Annotated in this window: 18 protein-coding genes and 1 riboswitch; of the genes, 4 read left to right on the forward strand and 14 right to left on the reverse strand. The window is 35.5% G+C overall.

Annotation, left to right across the window (positions count from 1 at the left end):
• Positions 1 to 4 precede the first annotated feature (4 nt).
• From BM260_RS01610 to BM260_RS01625, 4 genes are all read right to left on the reverse strand, one after another.
• Positions 5 to 868 carry an ATP-binding protein gene (locus tag BM260_RS01610; protein ID WP_093534348.1) on the reverse strand — a complete coding sequence of 288 codons (864 nt, stop codon included), beginning with the start codon at positions 866 to 868 and terminating at the stop codon, positions 5 to 7.
• A gap of 48 nt (positions 869 to 916) precedes the next feature.
• The gene (locus BM260_RS01615) at positions 917 to 1114 is read right to left on the reverse strand and encodes a DUF6501 family protein (RefSeq protein WP_093534350.1); all 198 of its coding nucleotides are present in this window, start codon (positions 1112 to 1114) and stop codon (positions 917 to 919) included.
• Positions 1115 to 1193: 79 nt separating this feature from the next.
• Positions 1194 to 1415: a hypothetical protein gene (locus tag BM260_RS01620; protein ID WP_093534352.1), complete on the reverse strand. Its 222-nt coding sequence runs from the start codon at positions 1413 to 1415 to the stop codon at positions 1194 to 1196.
• A 59-nt stretch (positions 1416 to 1474) separates the two neighbouring features.
• Positions 1475 to 3310, reverse strand: a complete 1836-nt coding sequence (locus BM260_RS01625; protein ID WP_093534354.1) for a DNA ligase D — start codon at positions 3308 to 3310, stop codon at positions 1475 to 1477.
• A 195-nt stretch (positions 3311 to 3505) separates the two neighbouring features.
• Positions 3506 to 3610: riboswitch (purine riboswitch) on the forward strand.
• A gap of 164 nt (positions 3611 to 3774) precedes the next feature.
• Here BM260_RS01625 and BM260_RS01630 point away from each other — a divergent pair.
• Together BM260_RS01630 and ku are read left to right on the forward strand one after the other, a co-directional pair.
• The gene (locus BM260_RS01630) at positions 3775 to 4968 is read left to right on the forward strand and encodes a NupC/NupG family nucleoside CNT transporter (protein WP_093534356.1); all 1194 of its coding nucleotides are present in this window, start codon (positions 3775 to 3777) and stop codon (positions 4966 to 4968) included.
• 227 nt (positions 4969 to 5195) lie between these two features.
• The gene (gene ku, locus BM260_RS01635) at positions 5196 to 6023 is read left to right on the forward strand and encodes a non-homologous end joining protein Ku (RefSeq protein ID WP_093534358.1); all 828 of its coding nucleotides are present in this window, start codon (positions 5196 to 5198) and stop codon (positions 6021 to 6023) included.
• 84 nt (positions 6024 to 6107) lie between these two features.
• Here ku and BM260_RS01640 read toward each other — a convergent pair whose 3' ends face one another.
• The 6 genes from BM260_RS01640 to BM260_RS01665 form a co-directional block, all read right to left on the reverse strand.
• A complete protein-coding gene (locus BM260_RS01640; protein WP_322788052.1) occupies positions 6108 to 6956 on the reverse strand; it encodes a YitT family protein in 849 nt (282 codons plus the stop codon).
• 203 nt (positions 6957 to 7159) lie between these two features.
• On the reverse strand, positions 7160 to 8389 hold the full coding sequence (odhB, locus tag BM260_RS01645; protein ID WP_093534360.1) for a 2-oxoglutarate dehydrogenase complex dihydrolipoyllysine-residue succinyltransferase: 1230 nt from the start codon (positions 8387 to 8389) through the stop codon (positions 7160 to 7162).
• 28 nt (positions 8390 to 8417) lie between these two features.
• Positions 8418 to 11219, reverse strand: a complete 2802-nt coding sequence (locus BM260_RS01650) for a 2-oxoglutarate dehydrogenase E1 component (RefSeq protein WP_093534362.1) — start codon at positions 11217 to 11219, stop codon at positions 8418 to 8420.
• Positions 11220 to 11482: 263 nt separating this feature from the next.
• On the reverse strand, positions 11483 to 12856 hold the full coding sequence (locus BM260_RS01655; RefSeq protein WP_175496155.1) for a HAMP domain-containing sensor histidine kinase: 1374 nt from the start codon (positions 12854 to 12856) through the stop codon (positions 11483 to 11485).
• Entirely contained in the window at positions 12856 to 13533 is a 678-nt protein-coding gene (locus tag BM260_RS01660; protein WP_093534366.1) for a response regulator transcription factor, read from the reverse strand. The genes BM260_RS01655 and BM260_RS01660 overlap by 1 nt, the downstream gene beginning before the upstream one ends.
• Positions 13534 to 13601: 68 nt before the next feature.
• Positions 13602 to 15254, reverse strand: coding sequence for a diguanylate cyclase domain-containing protein (locus BM260_RS01665; protein WP_093534368.1), 1653 nt, complete (start codon positions 15252 to 15254; stop codon positions 13602 to 13604).
• 358 nt (positions 15255 to 15612) lie between these two features.
• On the opposite strand from BM260_RS01665, the gene BM260_RS01670 reads away from it, so the two are divergent.
• Positions 15613 to 16158 carry a GNAT family N-acetyltransferase gene (locus BM260_RS01670; RefSeq protein ID WP_093534370.1) on the forward strand — a complete coding sequence of 182 codons (546 nt, stop codon included), beginning with the start codon at positions 15613 to 15615 and terminating at the stop codon, positions 16156 to 16158.
• A gap of 37 nt (positions 16159 to 16195) precedes the next feature.
• Here BM260_RS01670 and BM260_RS01675 read toward each other — a convergent pair whose 3' ends face one another.
• The gene (locus BM260_RS01675) at positions 16196 to 17272 is read right to left on the reverse strand and encodes an undecaprenyldiphospho-muramoylpentapeptide beta-N-acetylglucosaminyltransferase (protein WP_093534372.1); all 1077 of its coding nucleotides are present in this window, start codon (positions 17270 to 17272) and stop codon (positions 16196 to 16198) included.
• Positions 17273 to 17318: 46 nt separating this feature from the next.
• Here BM260_RS01675 and BM260_RS01680 point away from each other — a divergent pair, with 46 nt between their 5' ends.
• Positions 17319 to 18662 (forward strand): MATE family efflux transporter, encoded by a 1344-nt coding sequence (locus BM260_RS01680; protein WP_093534374.1) that lies wholly within the window; start codon positions 17319 to 17321, stop codon positions 18660 to 18662.
• Between the two features lie 573 nt (positions 18663 to 19235).
• Here the strand turns inward: BM260_RS01680 and BM260_RS01685 are convergent.
• The 3 genes from BM260_RS01685 to BM260_RS01695 all read right to left on the reverse strand — a co-directional run bounded on the left by BM260_RS01685 (position 19236) and on the right by BM260_RS01695 (position 21483).
• The gene (locus tag BM260_RS01685) at positions 19236 to 20165 is read right to left on the reverse strand and encodes a CAP domain-containing protein (protein ID WP_245762608.1); all 930 of its coding nucleotides are present in this window, start codon (positions 20163 to 20165) and stop codon (positions 19236 to 19238) included.
• 159 nt (positions 20166 to 20324) lie between these two features.
• Positions 20325 to 20585 (reverse strand): hypothetical protein, encoded by a 261-nt coding sequence (locus BM260_RS01690; protein WP_093534376.1) that lies wholly within the window; start codon positions 20583 to 20585, stop codon positions 20325 to 20327.
• Positions 20578 to 21483 (reverse strand): CobW family GTP-binding protein, encoded by a 906-nt coding sequence (locus BM260_RS01695; protein ID WP_093534378.1) that lies wholly within the window; start codon positions 21481 to 21483, stop codon positions 20578 to 20580. The genes BM260_RS01690 and BM260_RS01695 overlap by 8 nt, the downstream gene beginning before the upstream one ends.
• Positions 21484 to 21523: the final 40 nt, after the last annotated feature.

Below are 21523 nucleotides of genomic sequence, written 5' to 3' on the forward strand. Positions count from 1 at the left end.
TCCCTCACTTAATCCAAGTAGATGCCAATGCTAACACAAGCTGTTTTTCTTGGTCATCTTCAAGCTTTTCAGCAATAGCATAGGTAATCGCTCTGATTGGTTCCATATATAATGCCAGTTCAGTAGCATACAGTAAACTTCTAATGGAGGCTGCTTCTTCTGAGAGCATTCCTTGTTCTACTTGTTCCATTAAATCTTTTGCCAAATTCAACATAAGTATATGTAAGTCTTTCGGTGCTGTGGGGAACATCTCCTGCCATAGCTTTTCCAGATGCTCACCTGAAATATATGGAATTGAAAAGGTAACGAAACGATTTTTTAATGCTTCATTCATAGGGGTTGTACCTATATATCCTTCATTTATCGCTGAAATAACCGAGAAATCAGGATGAGCTCTTATCACCTCTCCTGTAAACGGGTTTGTGAGCATTCTTCTATAATCCAATACACTATGCAAAATAGGAAGTGTCTCTGATTTGGCCATATTAATCTCATCTATGTATAGAATATGCCCTTTCTTCATCGCTTCCACCACAGGACCATCTACAAAATCAATTTCGCTTAATCCACCCTTTGTTATAATTGTTTTAAAACCTAATAATGCCTCTGCATCTAGATCTACCGAACAATTTATACTTTGAATTGGCTGTGAAAAAAACTCAGAAATTGTTTCAGCCAACTTAGTTTTACCTGCTCCTGTAGGCCCTTTCAGTAATACCGGTTTTTTTAGAGATACGGCAATAAGCACATCTTCTAACAAATATTCTTCTGGAGATAGATAGCCTCCTGCTCCAATAAGAGCTGTATCTTGTGCTGAATGCACTCTGGTTAATCTCTTCAGTTTTTCTTCCATTACTAAATTTTTCATTTTCTTGTCTCCTTATGAAAAAAAACCGATGAGTTCACATCGGTTTTTTTATTGGAAATATTCCTTGTAGTAGCCGCCAATTTTTCCAGTGTTATCAATTACAAAGATAAATTCTTCTGTTTCATTTTTAACTTCATAAGTTTTCCCAACGGTAAGTACATTGCTCACAAGGAATTTTTTAGCATCTGTTTGCGTGCATGTCACTGTTTTAATAGTTGGCTTTGTAGCCCAATTTGTATGTATCATCTAACCACTTCCTTTATAACTAGTATACGTTTCAACCCAACTTTTTTCAATTAATGATTCTACTAAAAGAGGAGAAAAATTATACAGCTCCTCTTTCCTGCTGTAGTAAAGGAGAAAGTGCTAGTAAATGGTCGATTCGAAATGTTCTTTTCGCTTTCTGCTTAAAACAATATGCGTAGAATATATCGCCTTCAACTCCAAGTAGCTTTACTTTACGCTTACTTATTTCACCTGCTTTGGACAAATATATTAACTCACAAACCCATCCACGATGTAAGTATTTCACCAAATCATTACGCATATTCGTGCCCCCTTTTTAACACTATATGCGAACGTACGTTTTAATAACACAATTAATCATCATTTTTTTATAAGATCTTTTAATTGTTTTAACACCATCGCAAAGTTGTCTTTTTCGCTGTTTACTCTAAAGTATTTAAAAGGATCTCCTTGCTTAGTTATGCGATCTAATACGGACGGAATCGTAAAGGTATCAGGCTTTAAGGAATCTTTTACTTCCTCCCATCTAAGGGGAGTTGCAATAAGCCCTAACTCATTCCCTCTAGGGGAGAATGGAGCGACTATTGTTTTGCCCTCCTTATGTTGAACATAATCTAAATATAATTTATTGTCACGATTCTTTTTCAACCTTTCCGTAGTGAACCATTTTGGTTGCTGTTCCACTAAAAAGTCACATATAAATTTGGTGAATATACCCGTCTCCTCATACGTAAAGCTATCCTCTTCTAAAGGAATATAAAGCTGAATGCCTTTTCCACCTGATGTCTTCACAAACGAATGAAGGCGAAATTGATCAAATATTACTTTCATCTGTTGTGCGGCCTCCACTGCTAACGAAAACTCTTTAACAGAGGGTGGATCCAAGTCAAATACAATCTCAGTAGGATTATTTGTATGTACCGTCTGAAAGGGAATATGAAATTCTAAAGCAAGCTGGTTACCTAACCAGAGCAATGTCTCTAAATCATTGCACATAATATAGTTAATATCGTCCATTTTCTTTGTCGCAACAAAATCAGGAACATAATCTGGACTATTTTTCTGATAGAAACTTTCTCCAGGAACACCATGTGGAAAACGAATAACTGTTAGTAGCCTATCTTTTAAAAAAGGCAACATATAGGGTGCTATACGTTGTAAATACATAAGGTAATCATCTTTTTGTATCCCAGATTTTGGCCAAATAGGTTTATCTGGATGAGTAATCTTTGTTGTTGGTGGTAAAGGGTATAATTGTTTTTGCATTTGTTCCCAACTACAATCCTGTATGTCTGTATTCAATTTAAACAAATGAAATCTTGGTTCCCTTAACTTTTTCCCATCAAATTCTATACATGCAATTTCTACGCAAATAGAAGGTTCTAACTCCCAAATATTATTGGATAGTTGTGTTCCTTTCGTTTGAAATAATGTGATTAGTGTAGCTAACTCGACTTCGGATAGACCGTGACGAAACGTAACCACTTCTACTAAAAGGCCATTTTGGTAAACTACGCCGTGAAAAAAGCCATTACTTTTATCATATTTCGTTAATATAATACTAATATATCTCCAGTTTTTTATTTTTAGCCACTTATTGGTCCGCTCAGCGCTATTCCATGTGCTTTTAGTTTGTTTGGCTATCAAGCCTTCCCCATTATTCGTGACAATCCGATCCCACAATAATGGACTGTCTTCATAAACATTTATTGCCTGCAACCTATTTGTATCCTGATAATTTATAGAAACAGGAAGCTTTACTTTGTTAAATAATCGACTCATTTGCTGCTTTCGCTTCGTTAATGGAAGTTTGGTTAGGTCTTTACCTTTATATATGAGCAGGTCAAATACAACATAATGACACGTAAATAATTCTGCATTATTTTTAATAGTATCTATATTTTTCATTCTTCCTCGTAACTGAACTTTTGAAAAATCACTTTGAAAATTATTTACTAAATGTACTAATTCCCCATCCATTGTCAGTGGTAAAAAAGGTTTGATTTTGCCATAAATTTCATGACAGAAGCTAATAATCTCAGGAAACATATTATTTAGTAATTTTCCATTCCTGCTTTTAAGTAATGGCTCTTTATCCCATTCTAGAATACATCGAAATCCATCATATTTAGTTTCGTATAGCCACTCATTTCCTATGGGCACTTCTGTTGAAGCGGTTAAAAGCATAGGCAACAAATTATTTCCTACTTCCTAGAGGTTTTTCTTTAGTCTTCATAATAATTCCTTTTTTAATACATATGAAGCGAAAATTATTGCTATCTTCTCATTATTTACTTTACTCACTTTTACAATAATTTTTAACATTACAACATTATTCATTTCATTGTTTCGGATCAAACGCTAGTATATAATGAACCTTCTCCTAAAATATAATCTATAAATTTTTACCCTTGTATAATATCAGTTAAATTGGCCTGATAGTCTCTACCTGGCAGCCACAATAAATGCCGGACTACAAGGAAGCATGAAAAAGAGAGATAAATAGTAAGGTAATTCAATTAATCATTTGCTTCTATAATGTTTAGTATTACTGCGTATTTGTTTATGACTCTTATTTTTTCATACTTTCTGTCTGGTGACTGAAGGGATGAATGAATAAGAGTTTTTGTTTTGGGAAAAATAAAGTTGGAGTTGATTAAATGTTTTTTCTATTAAATATACTAGGTATATTTGTTGTCCTAGGCATAGTCTACCTTTGTTCGCCGGATAAAAAGAAAATTAAATGGCGTTCTATTCTTACCCTGCTCGTCGCTGAATTGCTTATTACATGGTTTATGTTATCTACCACGATTGGGACATGGACAATTAACAAAATTGCATCTTTCTTTACATGGTTAGTATCATCCGCAAATGCAGGAATTTCATTCGCCTTTCCATCTGTAATGGCGAACGACACTGTTGATTTTTTCTTTAGTGCTTTACTGCCTATAGTTTTCATTGTAACTTTCTTCGATATTTTATCTTATTTTGGAATTATGACGTGGATCATCGATAAAGTAGGATGGGTAATTTCCAAAATATCTGGGCTACCTAAGCTAGAGAGCTTTTTCTCGATCCAGATGATGTTCCTCGGCAATACAGAGGCTCTAGCAGTTATCCGTCAACAGTTGGTCGTTTTAAAGGACCAACGATTATTGACATTTGGAATTATGAGTATGAGTAGTGTCAGTGGTTCCATAATAGGGGCGTATTTATCGATGGTTCCTGCCGAGTATGTATTTGCAGCTATTCCACTTAATTGTCTAAATGCCCTGTTATTAGCAAGTATTTTAAATCCTGTAGAAGTTAGCAAAGAAGACGATATTGTTTATGTTCCTCCTAAAGAAGAACGTCAAGATTTCTTTTCTACTATTTCAAACAGTATGCTTATCGGCATGAAAATGGTTATTGTAATTTTAGCGATGGTAATAGGGTATGTGGCATTAACCACTGCTCTTAATGGAATCCTGGGCTTCTTTATAGATGGTTTGACAATCGAAAAGATTTTCGGTGTCATCTTCTTCCCATTTGCGGTTTTGCTTGGATTAGGCATCCAAGATGCGATGTATGTTGCATCGTTAATGGGGATTAAACTATCGACAAATGAATTTGTGGCGATGATGGATCTAAAAAACAACATCCTAGACTTAAATCCACATACGGTCGCGGTTGCTGTAACTTTCTTAACTTCATTCGCCAATTTTAGTACAGTCGGCATGATTTATGGTACATACAGCTCTACTTTAGGTGAAGAGCGTTCAAAAATCATCGGCAAAAATGTTTGGAAGCTTTTAGTAAGCGGAATGGCTGTATCGCTGTTAAGTGCGATGCTTGTTGGATTATTCGTTTGGTAGACAAGACAAATGGCTATCAAACAAAGGTTCATTGTGCTACTTAAAGAAAGCCTTCAGAGCACAGGAAATGTTCAAATAGTAAAAGAAGCTAACGACCTAGAAGTAATAGGTTGTTAGCTTCTTTATCTTCCTTACAAATCTTTGTTACGTAAAAATATCATTATCTAATACATAAAAAGAAGGCAAAGTATACATAGTAAGAAGAAAATGAAAAAGTGGTGAGCGCAATGCATACAGTTTGGAAAGGCAGCATCAGCTTTGGTTTAGTTAATATTCCGATAAAGCTTCATACAGCTACTGAAAATAAGGATATTAAATTACGTCAGCTCCACAAAGAATGTCATACACCCATTAGTTACGCTAAGGTTTGCGAAGGCTGTAAACAAGAAGTCAAAAATGAAGACATCGTGAAAGCATACGAATACTCCAAAAACAAATTTGTTATTTTAGATGAAGAAGAGTTAGAAAAACTGAAAAAAGAAAATGAAGACAAAGCGGTAGAGATAATAGACTTTGTCAAATTAGAAGAAATAGACCCAATATATTTTGAGCGTAGTTATTTTATGGCTCCTGATAGCGGTGGCGGCAAAGCTTATTCCTTGTTAAGAGAAGCATTACATGAGTCAGGGAAAATCGGAGTAGCTAAAATTATGATTCGTTCGAAAGAGCAACTAGCAATCGTACGAGTATACAACGAAACATTAATCATGGAAACAATTCACTTTCCTGATGAAGTTCGTAGTACTGCAGATGTACCCAATATTCCAACGGAACAGTCTGTAGTAAAAAAAGAACTCGATACAGCACTAATGCTTGTTGACCAGTTGACAACGACGTTTGAACCTGACAAATACACAGACGAATATCGAACTGCTTTAATGGAGCTAATAGAAGAGAAAAAGGCAGGAAATAATGTAGTATCGACAACTGAAAAACAAACAGAATTACCATCCAATGTAACGGATTTAATGTCTGCTTTACAAGCGTCTCTTGACAAAACGAAAAAGAAAAAACCTGCGCCAAGAAAAAGAACGCCAAAAGCAAAAACGTCCTAAACAGTAAGTTCTCTAGCCGGGCAGCTCCTAAAGGGTCTGCCCATTACATAAGTACAGCAGCAAAATTTTTAGAGTGTTGGGATATTAATATTGATGCATTTCTACAATCCCATTTATCGCTACGAAAGCATTTATGTCAATTGTCTTTATAAGTGATCTAAGTTCAGGTTCTTCCAACCTATTAATAAAACAAATGACTATTTCAACTTGTTCATTTGTGTGGCCTACTTCACCAGCTATATATGTAACCCCTCGACCTAAATGAGCTTGAATTGCATCACCAATTTTTCGGGAGTGATCGCTAATAATCATAATGTTTTTAGATTCATCAAAACCAGCTTGTACCATGTCTATTACCTTCATAGCTATAAAGTATGCTATAGCCGAACATAAAGCACCCTTTAGCCCATAAATTAGCATGGCAAATGAAAATATTAACACATTAATACTCATAATAACTTCTCCCACGGATAATGGGAATTTCTTCGCAATTAGTATTGCTAAAATTTCTGTACCATCTAAGGCACCACCTTTACGTAAAACAATACCAATCCCTAAACCGATCATAATACCACCTAATACTGCTACTAACATGGTATCACCTGAAATAATAGATGGAATGTGATGCAACAAGCTTGTAGACATTGATAGTGCTGTGATACCAATAACTGAACTAAAAGCAAATGACTTCCCAAGTTCTTTATAACCTATAAATATAAAGGGAATATTTAAAACAAATAGGAATAAACTTAATGAATATCCCGTCATATGAGAAAATAAGATAGAAATTCCCGTAATCCCACCATCAATTATATCGTTTGGGATCAGTACGGCTTCTAGTCCGATAGCTGTGATTAGCGCTCCCAATATAATAAACAAAACACGACTTATTCTTTCAAATGTAGTAATAGTCTGTCCATTTCTTATTTCCAATCGGCTGGACTCCTTTTATAGCTGAATAAAGAACATCAAAACACTCCTAATTTTTATTACTCTATAAATATATGTTAGTTCATTGTCTTGTTATGCTGCTTCTGTCTAGCTATAAAATAAACTATTCTTAAATTGTATTTTTTGCTGTATACCTTATTATTCTACAAAAAAAGACTCCCAATGATGAAGGGAGTCTTTTAATATTAGCTATTTAGTAATAGGTCTTCAGGACTTTCAAGTAATTCTTTAACAGTTTTTAAGAAACCTACTGAATCCTTGCCATCGATTACACGGTGGTCATAAGATAATGCAATGTACATCATTGGACGGATTTCAACTTCATTTCCAACAGCGATTGGACGCTTTTGAATTGTGTGCATTCCTAAAATACCAACTTGTGTACCATTTAGAATAGGTGTTGACATTAATGATCCGAATACTCCACCGTTAGTAATAGTGAAAGAACCACCTGACATATCAGAAAGAGTTAATTTGTTATCACGAGCTTTTTTAGCAAGTTCTCCAATATTAGCTTCGATTTCTGCAAAGTTCTTACGGTCTGCATCACGAACGATCGGAACTACAAGACCACCTTCGGTAGAAACAGCGATACCAATATCATAGAAGTTATTTTTCACAATATCTGTACCATCAATTTGAGAATTTACATACGGATATTTTTTAAGTGCTGCAACTACTGCTTTTGTAAAGAATGACATAAATCCAAGACGCACATCATTTTGTTCAAAGAATTGATCTTTTTTACGTGAACGAAGTGCCATAACATTTGTCATATCAATTTCATTGAAAGTTGTAAGCATAGCTGTATTTTGTCTTACTTCTAATAGACGTGTTGCGATTGTTTGACGACGACGAGACATTTTTTCACGAGTCGTACGACCATCATCTTCTTTAGGAGCACTAGCTGTTGGTGCTGGTGCTGCTTTTGCAGGTGTAGGAGCAGAACCATGAGCTGAAACGTCTTGTACACGTACGCGACCCATAGGATCTACTGGTGAAATCTCACTTAGGTTAATGCCTTTTTCACGAGCTAGTTTACGAGCTGCAGGACTAGCAATAGTACGGTCTTGCTCAGATGAAGTTTCTTCTGCTACAGGCGCTGCTTTAGGAGCTTCCGGAGCTTTAGTTTCTTCTTTAGCTTCAGGTGCTGCTGTTGGTGCTGATGTATTTGAACCTGATCCAGCTCCAACTACTGCAATTACTTGCCCTACTTGAACTGTATCTCCTTCAGCTGCTAGAAGTTCACTAACTACTCCAGCCTCTTCGGAAATAACTTCAACGTTTACTTTATCTGTTTCTAGTTCAACGATGAACTCACCTTTTTCAACTGTATCACCTGGTTGTTTTAACCATTGTGCAATGGTACCTTCTGTAATTGATTCTGCTAATTCTGGAACTATGATGTCTGCCACTTAAATTTCCTCCTCTAGTAATCCTATCTTATAAGCTTTTTAAAGCTTCTTCAATAATACGTGCTTGTTCTACTTTATACGTATCTCCATCACCTTCTGCAGGACTTGCTCTATGCACACGACCTACATAAGTAATTTCTTGATCCTTTGCTATTTCTAATAGATATGGTAGAGCAAAGTTCCATGAACCCATGTTTTCTGGTTCTTCTTGAGCCCAAACAAGTTGTTTCGCATTTGGGAAACGAGAAACAATTTGTTGAATCTTTTCTTGTGGGAATGGATACAGTTGTTCCACACGAACAATATGAATATGATCGAAACCTGCACCATCTTTTACTTTGTCTGCTAAGTCTATTGCAAGTTTACCACTAACAAAGATAATTTTCTCTACTTTGTCTGCTTGTTGGCCTAAACCAGGTTGCTCCACAACTGTTTCAAATTGACCAGTTGTTAAATCTGCTACATCAGCTCCAACTAATGGATGACGTAATAAGGATTTAGGTGAAACAATGATTAACGGACGAATAGCATCTTCCTTAAGCATTTTTGCTTGTCTGCGTAAAATGTGGAAATAGTTAGCAGCACTAGATAGATTTGCAACTGTCCAGTTATTTTCAGCCGCTAATTGTAAGTAACGTTCTAAACGAGCACTAGAATGCTCAGAACCTTGGCCTTCAGCAGCATGTGGCAATAGCATAACCAAGCCTGATTTAAGACCCCATTTAGCTCTCGCCGAACTGATAAAGTTATCGAACATAACTTGTGCCATATTTGCAAAGTCACCATATTGTGCTTCCCAGATTGTTAGTGAGTTATTATCCTCTAAGTTATAGCCAAATTCATACCCTAATATTGCTGCTTCTGTAAGTGGACTATTATGCACTACAAATGAAGCGTTTCCATCACTAATCGCATGAATTGGTGTTAATTCAGCACCAGTTTTTTCATCATGAAGTACTAAATGTCTATGAGAGAAAGTCCCACGTTGAGCATCTTGACCAGATAAACGGATAGAATTTCCTTCTTGTAAAATTGTTGCAAATGCTAATGTTTCTGCATGGCCCCAATCGACTTTCCCTTTACCTTTGAACGGTTCTTCACGACGCTTCAATATTTTTTCTAGCTTTTTGAAAGCATTAAAGTCAGCTGGCCATGTAAGTAGCTCTTCATTGATTTTAGCAAGCTTACTCTCTTCTACCCCTGTTTGAATTTCCGGCATACCATCTAAAACAACTTGTGGTATAACGATATCATGTACAGTAGATGGTGGAAGTTCTTTCACACGATCATAAGCTTGTTGCATTTCAGCGAAAACAGACTGGTCTAATGATTTCACATCAGAATTCTCCATTAAGTTTTCCGCTACTAACTGCTTGCCGTATAACTCACGAACAGTTGGATGCTTATGAATAGAATGATACATGGTTGGATTTGTTACTAGCGGCTCATCCATTTCGTTGTGACCATAGCGACGATAACCTAGTAAGTCAATCACAATATCTTTCCCGAATTTTTGACGGTATTCATGCGCAAATTTTGCAACCCCAATTACTGCCTCAGGATCATCTGCATTCACATGAATGACAGGTACTTCATAACCTTTTGCAGGATCAGAAGAATAGTTAGTTGATCGAGAATCATAATGTTCAGTAGTAAAACCAATCATATTATTAGCAATAATATGGATAGAACCGCCTGTTTGATATCCACGAACTCGACTATAGTTCAATACTTCTGTTACTACCCCTTGACCTGGGAAAGCTGCGTCTCCATGTACTAAAATAGCAAAAGCCGCATTTTTATCTTGAACAGGATAACCGGCCGCATCTGTTGTTTCTTGTGCAGCACGTGTTTGACCAGTAACAATAGGACTTACTACCTCTAAATGGGAAGGGTTATACGCAAGTTTTACTGTTAAACCTGATTGAGAGCGATAGCTTGCCCCTTTATGGTACTTAACGTCACCAAACCAACCTTCCGAAAGTTCAAGTGAACCATCCTTCGGTAAAAATGATTCAGTAGGAACATGTGCAAACTCTGCAAACATCATTTCATATGGTTTATTTAGGACATGAGTTAATACATTTAGTCGACCACGATGAGCCATACCTATATTTACTTGCTTTGTATTTGTTTTATTGGATTGACGAACTAATTCATCCATTAATACAACTAATGAGTCTAAACCTTCAATGGAGAAGCGTTTAGCTCCAACAAACGTCCGATGGATGAACTTCTCAAATCCTTCGACTTGTGTTAAACGTTTAAGTAATTGTTTTTTGTCTTCAGCTGAAAGCTTTTCTCTTATAGCACCTTTTTCAATCTTTTCTTGTAACCAAGTACGTTCTTCCGTATTGACAATATGAGCAATTTCAAACGCAATTTTATCTGTGTACATAGAACGCAAATATTCTATTGCTTGTAAACCATTCATTATATTGGCTGGAGCATTTTTAATAAGGAAAGACACGGGTACTTCTCGTAAATCTTGCTCAGATAAACCATAAGTAGTTAAATTAAGCTTTGAATCTTCTTTTGGTCCATCATTTAATGGATAAATATTAGCCGTTAAGTGACCATGATTCCGAATGGCATCTGCTAGTTGAATAGCATTAACCACTTTTTCAAAGTTATTAGGCTCTACAATAGGTGTATCAGGGCTGTTTGATGATGATGAAGCGGGCATCTTAGGTGCTCCATATTGCTTAAACAACTCTACTAATTCAGGATCCACATCGTCCGGAGACTGTAAGAATACATCATACTGCTCCATCACATACCCAAGGTTCGGACCAGAAAAAGCTGACCAAGGTGTTTGATTGTTCGACATTTAGAAAAACCTCCAACATTTTGTGCCTTTTAGGCATTTATCATAAATACATTTAAGTGGATAAAAAGTTCTAGAGTAATGCATGTAAAAAATACACGCTTATACCTCTCTATAGTTTACCACTCTTTTATATAGTCTCAAACTATCCTTATATAAGAACAATTTTTCCATCTCAATCTTACTACTATCGGGAAAAAATACAATGGTTTTTTTCAAAAAAATTCAGTATTTCGTCATATTTTTTTTACAATGCTACTGAATGATTATTCACTTGTTAATTTAGGGAATAAAATGTAAAATTTTGTCCATTTCCCTTTTTCACTATCCAAAGAAATGGTTCCCCCGTATTCATTTACTAGACTTTTTACTATACATAATCCCAAACCAGATCCACCTCTACGTTTGGTTCTAGCTTCATCAACGATAAAGAAACGCTCGAAAATTTTAGGTAACAATGTTCTTTCAATACCTACTCCGTTATCTTCAACTGTAATCTGGACATGGTCCATATTACAAATAACTGTTGCTTTAATAAATGGTTTCTTGTCATTATATTTTATCGCATTTTCTATTAGATTACGCAGAATTTGCTCAAGAGCTGTAGGCGGAACAGGAACTTTTACTTGCATTTCTCCTTTAATTTCAATTATCGTCTCCGGTGATAGATGGAAGTAGTTTTGTTGCAACTCGTGAAGCACAGATATTACGGAAGTAGCTTCCTTCATCGTATGATGCTCATTTTTTGCTAATTTTAACATTTCCTCGATTAATAACTTCATTTTTTGAATTTCTGTAAGCGATATTTCTAAAGACTCATCTAAAATGGCACGCTCTTCTTTTCCCCATCGATTCAACAATGATAAATGTCCTTCCACTACTTGTACTGGGGTACGCAATTCGTGAGATACATTATGGATAAATTCATCTTGTCTCGAAATGGTTGTCGATACTTCATCCATTAGTTCCTTATAAATTTTCAAAAGCTCTCCGATTTCATCTTCATTGTTGTAAACGAAACTGACTGATTTAGAAAACTTAGTCTGTTTTGCAAGCTGCATTTCATCTCGTAATTCCTTAATAGGTTTCAACAAAACCGAAGACAACATATACCCTACTAAAGCCGAGAGGACAAGCGCGATTAGAGCGAATATTCCCATGGCTATTAATATATAATTCATGAGCTGAGAAAAGCTATCTAAACTATGAGAGATTTGTACGTATCCTTTAAACAAACCAAAGTCTAATTCCTCCACTTTATGAAAAATTATATGACCATCAATTTCTTCTCTAATAAATCCCTCTGTTTGAAGTGTAAATGACTTTGGAAAATCACTGGCATCATTGATTCTTAGAATTTCAATACCATCGTTATTCAGTACACGAATGGATTGTTGTTGATTGACCAGCTGATTGAGTAATGTTCTGTTTTTTTGAATATCTTGTATGGAGATGATTGGACCATTCGATTGAAAAAAGTGAGTAACCTCATCCAATGTATTTTGAGCCGTTTTTTCCTCCGAAATTTGCAGCCAATTAAAGAGCGAAAAATATAAAATAATACACATCATAAGGAAACTTAAAAATATGGAAATCGCTGAAGCATAAGTCCACTTACGCTGTAAAGTCCATTTTTTCATCATCTCATCACATATCCTACGCCTCTAACCGTTTCAATTAGTGCTGCAATATCGGCAGGAAGTTTTTTTCTCAGATGCCTTATGTATACATCCACCACATTTGTTTCTACCTCTACATCATAGCCCCATACTTTTTCCAAAATGTTATCTCTAGTCAGTACCATATTAAAATTCTCCATTAAATACACCAGCATATCGTACTCGGTTTTTGTTAACTCAATTTCGTTTCCCTCATAGAAGACCTGATGCGCTTTTTGCTCAACAGTTAGTCCCTTAATCGACAACTCGTTTTTCACTTTTTTTTCAGATGGTTCTATTCTTCTCAGTACCGCTCGTATTCTAGCTAGCAATTCCTCAATTGCAAAAGGTTTAACAATATAATCGTCCGCACCTGACTCTAACCCAGAAACTCTATCTATAATTGCATCTCTAGCCGTGATTAAAATAATAGGAGTACTTTTCTTCCTACGTACTCTTCGGCATATTTCTAAGCCGTTTAAATTTGGTAACATAACATCGATTAACATAAAGTCATAAGCATGATTAAGTGCCAAATCTGCCCCTTCCCGTCCATCATGAGAAACAGTAACTTGAAAATTTTCATGCTTTAACTCAAGTTCCACAAATTTAGCAATATTTACTTCATCTTCTATTAAAAGAATATGTTGTTGCGTCATATCCTCCGCTCCTTTCATCTTGGTTTTATATTATATAGCATAACCTAAATCAAGAAAAAACCGTTCCATTATGAATGAACGGTATTGGAATATATATAATTGTTTTTTCCATTCTTCTTGGCTATATAAAGAGCTTGATCTGCATTATCTAAAAGCTCGTCTACTGATGAGCCATCATCTGGGAACATAGCAACTCCTATAGAAGAGGTAGGTGAAAAGTAAAAGTCATCTATTGTCCAGCCTTTACGTAAGTTTTCTTGTATAGATTGAATAATTTTATCCAAACCATTGCTTCTACCATTTACATAGTCGTTGATCTGATCAACAATTATGACAAATTCGTCTCCACCGATACGATATACATTAAACTTATAGTCCAAGCTTATTTGAAGCTTTTCAGCGAAATAAGTTAGAAACTGATCCCCTATATCATGCCCATATTGATCGTTTATAGCCTTAAAATTATCACCATCTATATATAGTAAGCCTACATTCGGAAACGCTGAACAAGCGGAAGAAATATATTCAGGAAGATCTTCATAAAAGGAACGTCTATTTGGTAGACTAGTTAAACTATCATGATAAGCCATAAACTTTAGTTGGTTTTGTAAAGCTCTCTTTTCTGTTATTTCACGAGATACTATAACAAACGACTTTTCTTTACAATCGTCTACTGTACTCTCCACGGACGTCACAGAAGTATCAGTCCAAATCGACTTTCCATCCTTTTTTTTAAGGAGAAGTTCTAATCGAAAATTATCTAACATTTTTATCTTGGCGAAATTCACAGCTTCCGTTTGATCAGCGATAAGATTAAAGTAATAACTACCAAGTAACTCTTCTTTATCGTAATTTAAAATAGTTTCATGACTAGGTGAGGAATAAAGCAAGTATCCATCTGCATCCGTAATAGCAATTAAATCATTTGAATACTCCGTGATTAACTTAAAGGACCGTTCAATATGGCGTAAATCCTTTAACATACGATTCTTTTCTGTATTATCAAATTGTACCGTTAAGAACTTTTCAATTTCCCCTAAATCATCTTTTATAGGTACAACAATAGCATTTACCCAGAAAAAAGAGCCGTTTCTCGTTCGATTACGTATTTGACCATTCCAAATATGTCCATTACTGATGGTGTCCCACATGTCCTTAAAAAAAGATTCATCATGATAGTTAGAATTTAACACGTGAAAGGATTTCCCGATTACTTCTTCCTTTTTAAACCCCGTAGTCTTTTCAAACAAATCGTTTACTACTTCAATTATTCCTTTTTGATTGGTCATGGCAACAAGTGCAACTTCATTGATAGCTTCTCGATACGTCTCTAAAAGATAAGTAGATTCTCTTAAATCTTGTGTTCGTGAAACTTCTCTAGTCATTGCGAGAATATAAGTGTTTCCATTATCAAAAATAGGAATTACAGTTGTTTCGTTTATATGTGTTCCACTTTGTACACAATGATGATCCTGGTAGCAAACAGACCCTTTTTGAGCACACGCACGATTATATTGTTGAATAATCGTTTTGTTATGAAATTCACTAAAGCATTCATCTAAGGTTTTCCCTATCGGATTCTCTGAAAAAAGTTCAGCTGCTTTTTTATTGATAAACTCATATACATAAGTAGAATCTTCTTTTCTCATAAAGAACACATATTCATCAGATAAATCATATAATAAATGGAATTGAGTATGGTTTAAAAAGGACTTAGACATCTATTTTAAAAGCTCCAATCGAGTTCTATACTTTGCTATATTAATCATATGTATTTATGTAGAAACTTACAAGTATCTTTCATCTATTAATTGAAAAAATTTTTACAAAAATTTAATTATTTTTAAAATACTTTCTACTATGCAAAACCAAAAAAAATTAGTATATTATTAATGCAAATAATTTTATAAGGCAAAGTTCGCTTTGCCGAGGGAAGGCAAATGGTGCGCCACCAGTTTTGAGCTGGTCCTAGTAGGTTCGATTCCTACCCCGAAATTTTTTATGCACGTTGAAGTGAAAAATTTCAGGGGAACTAGGATGACTATGCTCATTTATGGGTTCTTTTAGGGGGCGCTTTTTTTGATAAAAAAACGAGATTTATTTGAATGTACATCTCTTTATGAACTAATGTCAGATCCAACCATTTTGCCTTTCGTACGTCAAAAAGCAAATTCTGCTGACGAGTATTGGTTTATGACCAAACAGTTAATGGAAGAAGAAGAAAAAGGAACTGTTATTTCTCGTACTATTATTAGTGATTTTGGCCAACCAATTGGCACTATAAATCTGTTTGATGTAGAAGATGGAGCAGGATTTTTAGGTACTTGGATTGGCAGTTCGTTTCAAGGTCTTGGTTACAATAAAAAAGCTAAAGAACAATTTTTGCAGGAAATTTTCTTTGAATTAGATATACAAACTGTTTTTTTACGTATTCGAAAAAGTAATAGTAAAAGTATTCGTGCAACAGAAAAACTTAGATATGCATTAAAAGCCAATGAATCTCATCCTTCTATCTATGCAGAGGTTAACAAGACAGAAGAAGTATTTGATCTTTACTATATACCGAAAGATTTGTTCCACTTAGTACTAATGCAACAAGAAAACGAAGAAGAACAAGCAATGTAAAACAACTCCCGTCACTTCACAAAGTGACGGGAGTTGTTTATTTTTGGTAAGTTAATAATAGGTCAACAAATTGTTCAGGTGTTTTAGAAGCATTAACCTCGAACATACGATCAATCATTTCTTCTTTTTCATCTACAAGTCGATTAAAAGAGTCCATAAAAGTTGTAGCTGTAAGATCTTCCTCTTCTAATATAGAAGCAAATCCTTTTTTCTCAAAATATTTAGCGTTTAAAACCTGATCTCCTCTACTCGCATGAACGGATAAAGGAATAAGTAACATCGGTTTTTTCAGTTCCAAAAACTCAAATATAGAGTTCGAACCAGCTCGGCTAATTACATAATTAGATATTTTCATTAAATGTGGTAATTCATTGGTTACATATTCAAAAGCGATATAGTTCGGTTTCCCGACTAATAGCTCATCTTTATTGCCTTTTCCACATAGATGAATAACTTGAAATCTTTTTGTCAATTGCTCAATATTCTGTTTGATTACTTCATTGATCTTTGCAGAGCCTTGACTACCACCCATGACAATAATTGTTTCTTTTGATGCATCGAAGCCGGTTAACTGTTCTGCAATTTTTTCATCACCATGAAATAAATCAGGACGCAGTATCGCTCCAATAGATGAAGCCTTGTTTGCCGGTAAATGCTTAATTGTCTCTTCGAATACAGTAAAAATATGTTCTGCAAATGACGATGCAATTTTATTGGCAAGCCCTGGAGTTAAATCTGATTCATGAATGACAACTGGTATATTGGAAAGCTTCGCTGCCAGTACAACCGGTACAGATACAAAACCTCCTTTAGAAAATACAACAGAAGGCTTTACTTTTTTTAGCACAGTAATGGCCTGCATTGTTCCATACAACACTTTAAATGGATCAGAAAAGTTTTTTATGGAAAAGTAACGTCTTAACTTCCCATTAGAAATAGGGTGATACGGAATATTAGGGAATTTATCCCCGATAATTGTTTTTTCTATTCCATTATAAGAACCAATATAATGGATATCGTATTTTTTCTTTATTAACTCGGGTATTATGGCTTCATTTAACGAAACATGACCAGCCGTCCCTCCACCCGTTAATACTATTGTGTTATTATTCATTAATAATCTCCTAACTAATTTATAACTTTAAAGGATGTATGCCAACATGCACGAAATGAGAACTCTACCAGAAAAAAGTAAGTATATGATTAAGATCGTTTTACCCATATTAATCACGCAAATTGCACTCTATTTGATGACCTTCTTTGATATCCTGATGACAAGTAAATATAGCATTACCCATTTAGCTGGTGTTTCTATAGGTTCCTCTTTATGGGTGCCTGTATATACCGCCTTAACCGGTATATTAATAGGCATTACGCCAATTGTAGCACAATTAATCGGAGCAAAAAAGAAGAAAGATGTACGTACCTTTGTTCATCAGGGTTTTTATATTGGAATATTGCTTGCAATCGTTGTTTTTGTAGGTATTTTCCTAGTCATTGACCCTGTACTAAATTTAATACCTCTTGAAGCTAGTGTACGCATCGTAGCAAAGAAATATTTATTGATGTTGTGCATTGGACTAATTCCGTTATTTTTGTATAGCGTTTTACGGTCGTTTATCGATGCATTAGGGAAAACAAGAGTGTCTATGTTTATCATCTTAGTATCTGCTCCCATTAATATTGTCTTAAATTACCTACTTATTTACGGTAAATTGGGCTTACCAGAGTTAGGGGGAGTCGGAGCAGGACTTGCCTCGGCAATTACATACTGGCTTATATTGCTGATCGCCATTATTATCGTACTTCGGAGTAACCCATTTGCAGAATTACAAATCTTTCACAGATGGACTAAACCCTCTTTAGTGAAAATACGGATGCTCATGAAGATTGGAGTGCCGATAGGTTTATCTCTATTTGCAGAAACCACTATATTTTCTGCAGTTACCATTCTAATGAGTGTATATTCAACCGAGGTTATTTCCGCTCATCAAATAGCGATGAATTTTACTTCACTGCTTTATATGGTCCCTCTTAGCATTGCCATGGGGGCAACTATTCTAGTCGGTCATGAAATAGGGGCAAATCGATTCGCTGATGCTAGGACCTATAGTTGGTTGAGTGTTGCAACAGCGATTTGCTTTAGCTTAGTTTCTATTTCGATATTGTTGTTATTTAGAGAACAAATAGCCTCTGTATATACGAATGATAAGTATGTAATCGAATTGACCGTTCAGTTTTTCTTCTTTGCCGCATTGTTCCAATTGTCTGATGCGATTCAAGCGCCTGTCCAAGGAGCATTACGTGGTTATAAAGATGTGACGATCACCTTTATCATGGCGATTATTTCCTATTGGATTATTGGCTTACCAACCGGTTATATTCTAGCCAATTATACGTCGTTTGAGCGCTTTGGATATTGGATTGGATTGATTGTAGGATTATCTATAGGGGCTATCACACTTACGATAAGACTTGTTTATTTACAGAAGAAAATGAAGTAAAAGTGCACAGCTCCGATGTATATCCCTAAGGTTCCACTTTTCCCAAGTCAATATCCACGAATAGTAAGTAACGTGTGGAGCAACGTTTGTGAACCTTCAGTGAACTGCAAGTAACTGTTCGTATAATAAAACGATACTCAGACGCATCAAATAATACATACACAAAAAGCGACGCATAGGCGTCGCTTTAGACTGTAGACAAACTTAATTTTAGATGTATAGAGTTGAATATTAAACTCGGCAATGCCCACCACTTCGCTTTCCGTGGGCTTGGCTTCAGCCTCCTCGTCACTACTAAAAACATATGCTCCTGCGGTTACTCGTCGCAAAGACATTGGTCAAACAAAGTTCGACCAATGTCCTTCCTGCGGGGTCTTCAGCTCAAGCTATCCCATAGGAGTCTTCGTGGTGGACCTTGCCTTATAAACAGTTCCAATAGAGTATTCAATATCTTACTTTTAATAGGATGAATAAAACCCTTATGAATATTTATTTACTATTCATAACCATTTATAAAAATACCTTTGTCGTCAAACTGAAGCGACGCATAGGCGTCGCTTTTTTGTGTGTTAATTATTTACCGATAAATTGCTGTGTCCAATAATAACCACTATCTGATAAACCTACGCCAATATGTGTAAATGAGCCGTTCATAATATTAGCTTTATGACCAGGAGATTTCATCCACGCGTCTACAACTTCAGCTGCATTACGTTGACCCATTGCGATATTTTCTGCAGCCGATTTATACGTAATTCCCATTGATTTCATTTGATCAAATGGTGAACCGTAAGTTGGGCTTGTATGTGAGAAATAATTTTTATTTTTCATATCTTGAGATTTTGCTTGTGCAGACTGGGTAAGTTTTGTATCGATTTGAAGTGCTTTCAACCCTGCTTTAGCACGTTCTTGGTTAGTTAAATTCACCACTTGCTGAATTTCAGAAGTAACTTTAACCTCTTCTTTCACTTCAGTTGTTGGTTTTTGCACTACAGGTTCTTTTACTGTAGGTGCTGGTTGTTGTACTGCAGGTTTTTGAACTGTAGGTTCTTGTACTGCAGGAGTTTCTTTTACCGGTTCTTTAACAACTGGCTTTTCTTGAACTGGTTCTTTTACTACAGGTTTTTCTTCAGCTGGTTTAGCTGGAGTTACCACTTCTGGTTTTTTAGCTGGTTCTGCTGGTTTTTCCACTACAGGAACCGGTGCTTTTTCTTCTGTTTGTTTTTCATCTTCTTTAGCTACTGGTTTGTTCACTACTTGGCCTATATTAATCTTAGAAACATCCTTAAGATTTAGAAGCTTTGCAAATGATAACTGCATATTGTAATTCCATTTTACTTTATAAGAAAGATTTTTTGGAACTTCCCCATTAAATACAACGGATGTTTTTGCCACGGAAGTAGTTGGTGAAAACCCAGTATTCATAGATGCGCTAGCTGTACTGGCAGAGATTAATAATCCACTAGCTAATACTCCAGCCATAATCGTATGTTTTTTATTCATGTTTCATTTCCTCCTTCTTTTGTGCTCCCCTATTGTAAACACAAAATTGAATGAAATTTTCACATAAAATATACCAATGAATCCAATAGAATATTTTTTTCTTTAAAATCTACAAGTCTAGCAAAGATTTATGGATAACTTATCCACTATGCTAAAATATTAGCTTTTACAATCGGTTGACAGTTTTTTATATTCTTCGTTATACAGTTCAATCACCATCTGTTGTTTACTGACCGATAGCGTACTATTACTAATACGATCGAGTGCCAATTTATACTTCTGTTGAATAGATACCCTAGCTCTAGGATGAGTAAATTCGTCCAATAACTCAGACCGAATAATAGTTCTAACCTCTTCAACAGTTTGTATATTATCAACGGAGTGACGATTTTGGTAGAGTAACTGAAACGCACTAATCATTTGGCGTATTTCCAATTACAGTGATTGCTTCTACCTGATCTCCAATGATTACAATCTGTGGCTCCATTTTTATATATTCTGGTAACCATTGCACCATACCATATGCATACTGAAACAGAAAAGGGTTTTTATAGCCTACTAATGGTACATAACCCTTCATACGATAGACGGTATCTGGGAGTTCTTTTACCCATTGTTCGAACACTTCTTTTTCCACTGGCTCCGAAAAAGTATGTAAGCGGGAGGATAAGGTCAGTTGCTTACCTATTGCCGCTTGTTTAACTTCTTGACCATGATAAGTTGCTTCTAGACCTGTAATCATATTCAATGGCAATTTTGCGTTAGAAGTCTGAATAATAGGAGCGTGTCTATTAAAACCTTGAATTTGCATCGTTACCGTAGCTACTTCATCTTCAGAAAGAAGGTCTATTTTATTTGCGAGTATTAAATGCGCATGTTTTATCTGCTCCATAAATAACATACGTGTTTGAGGGGTCATTTTGTCACGCTCAAGCCATCTTTTACTATCTGCTACTGTAATAATACCCTTCATATTTAATCTATTTGCAAAATAAGGGGATAACACGGCATCCATTGCTTCGACTGGATGAGCTGCACCAGTAGTTTCGATTAAGAGGACATCAAACACTTCTCCCTCTAATAACATTTGCAACTGTGCCTCCATTTTTTCAGAACCTGTACAGCATATACATCCTTCTAACATCTCTTTAATAGGAACATCTTCATCCACAGATCGACTATCAAATGGTAATTTTCCTAATTCATTCATGATTACTGCTGGCTTTAAACCCTTTTCTTTCATTTGTTCGATTAAATGTGACAATAAAGAAGTTTTCCCACTTCCTAAAAACCCACTAAGTAAATAGACATCCTTCATAATTTTAAACTCCCTTAATCTCGTTGAAAAAGCTGACCGT

The sequence above is a fragment of the Psychrobacillus psychrotolerans genome (assembly GCF_900115805.1).
GTDB classification, from domain to species: Bacteria; Bacillota; Bacilli; order Bacillales_A; family Planococcaceae; genus Psychrobacillus; species Psychrobacillus psychrotolerans.

What these genes read in the sequence shown, in the direction of transcription:
- BM260_RS01610 (WP_093534348.1), bottom strand. Translation starts at nt 868, where the DNA reads ATGAAAAATTTAGTAATGGAAGAAAAACTGAAGAGATTAACCAGAGTG.
- BM260_RS01615 (WP_093534350.1), bottom strand. Translation starts at nt 1,114, where the DNA reads ATGATACATACAAATTGGGCTACAAAGCCAACTATTAAAACAGTGACA.
- BM260_RS01620 (WP_093534352.1), bottom strand. Translation starts at nt 1,415, where the DNA reads ATGCGTAATGATTTGGTGAAATACTTACATCGTGGATGGGTTTGTGAG.
- BM260_RS01630 (WP_093534356.1), top strand. Translation starts at nt 3,775, where the DNA reads ATGTTTTTTCTATTAAATATACTAGGTATATTTGTTGTCCTAGGCATA.
- ku (WP_093534358.1), top strand. Translation starts at nt 5,196, where the DNA reads ATGCATACAGTTTGGAAAGGCAGCATCAGCTTTGGTTTAGTTAATATT.
- BM260_RS01650 (WP_093534362.1), bottom strand. Translation starts at nt 11,219, where the DNA reads ATGTCGAACAATCAAACACCTTGGTCAGCTTTTTCTGGTCCGAACCTT.
- BM260_RS01655 (WP_175496155.1), bottom strand. Translation starts at nt 12,856, where the DNA reads ATGAAAAAATGGACTTTACAGCGTAAGTGGACTTATGCTTCAGCGATT.
- BM260_RS01660 (WP_093534366.1), bottom strand. Translation starts at nt 13,533, where the DNA reads ATGACGCAACAACATATTCTTTTAATAGAAGATGAAGTAAATATTGCT.
- BM260_RS01665 (WP_093534368.1), bottom strand. Translation starts at nt 15,254, where the DNA reads ATGTCTAAGTCCTTTTTAAACCATACTCAATTCCATTTATTATATGAT.
- BM260_RS01675 (WP_093534372.1), bottom strand. Translation starts at nt 17,272, where the DNA reads ATGAATAATAACACAATAGTATTAACGGGTGGAGGGACGGCTGGTCAT.
- BM260_RS01680 (WP_093534374.1), top strand. Translation starts at nt 17,319, where the DNA reads ATGCACGAAATGAGAACTCTACCAGAAAAAAGTAAGTATATGATTAAG.
- BM260_RS01685 (WP_245762608.1), bottom strand. Translation starts at nt 20,165, where the DNA reads ATGAATAAAAAACATACGATTATGGCTGGAGTATTAGCTAGTGGATTA.
- BM260_RS01690 (WP_093534376.1), bottom strand. Translation starts at nt 20,585, where the DNA reads ATGATTAGTGCGTTTCAGTTACTCTACCAAAATCGTCACTCCGTTGAT.
- BM260_RS01695 (WP_093534378.1), bottom strand. Translation starts at nt 21,483, where the DNA reads ATGAAGGATGTCTATTTACTTAGTGGGTTTTTAGGAAGTGGGAAAACT.